General features: G+C 47.9%; 2 protein-coding genes. Both read left to right on the top strand.

Annotation, left to right across the window (positions count from 1 at the left end):
• Positions 1-590 (top strand): AAA family ATPase (locus AB4589_RS25735; RefSeq protein ID WP_372101872.1); only part of this gene is annotated, 590 nt, incomplete at its 5' end.
• A 2-nt stretch (positions 591-592) separates the two neighbouring features.
• Positions 593-936, top strand: a 344-nt coding sequence (locus tag AB4589_RS25730; protein ID WP_372101871.1) for a BlaI/MecI/CopY family transcriptional regulator, incomplete at its 3' end; no start/stop codon positions are given.

Raw genomic sequence — 936 nt, 5'->3', positions numbered from 1 at the left:
AAGAGTATCAACGCAAACACAATAATGTCTGGATTGTGACCGCCTCAAACCTGTGTAAATCAGCGAGAGCCATTCTTTCTGAGCTTTGTGAGCGCATGAATATCAAAGCGTCCAACATGACGGTCTACCGTATGCAAAAAGCGATAGCGCAAGAGTTAGATGGCTCAAACGGACTCATCATCATCGATGAAGCGCAATACCTTTCAGATGATGTATTGAATGGCTTGCGTATCTTAGCTGAACGTAAGTGCGGCGTGTTTCTTCTTGGTAATGATGTCGTGCGTACTCGTATGAGCGCAGCTCGCTCTCAAGTCAACATGAACCCGATTTGGAGCCGAATGATACGACCAACCTGTATCAAAGTGACGTCAAACGGTGACATCAAAAGCTACATGCAGGCTTGGGGTATTCAAGACCAAGAGCTGTTTAAAGCGGCCTACGCCATTGTGCCGGAAACCACAGGGCAACTCAGAACACTCGCAGACATGATCATGTTAGCCAGTTCGTCAGCATCCCGAAACCATGAGCCGTTGACACCGAAACACTTGGCTGCGGCTCACCACTACTTGAAAGAAAGCATAGGAGTGTAGCCATGACACTATTACTCAACACTACTGAGGTCGTAATGGCACTGTTGACTAAGCACCAGCCCTGTACGTGTAAGGCACTATGGCAACTACAAGTTGGACGTGACCGCCTTGCGCTCACCACCATTAAGAATCTGTTGATGCGGTTGAAAGCTCATGGCGCAGTTACCACTTGTGGGCAAGAAGGGAATGCGTACCTCTATCAACTGACAGGAGCCTCACCTTATGCCCCGTGCATTACTTGCCGAGGAAAGACCCTGAAATGGCACTTACACAATGGTTATTGTAAGGATTGCAGACCCAAAACAGGCAAAGGAAACAACGCTCAGTTGGATGCAGAGTTTCAATT

It is taken from the genome of Vibrio sp. 10N.222.49.A3 (genome assembly GCF_041475145.1).
Classification (GTDB): Bacteria; Pseudomonadota; Gammaproteobacteria; order Enterobacterales; family Vibrionaceae; genus Vibrio; species Vibrio tasmaniensis_A.
This window is presented reverse-complemented; position numbering and strand designations above follow the sequence as displayed.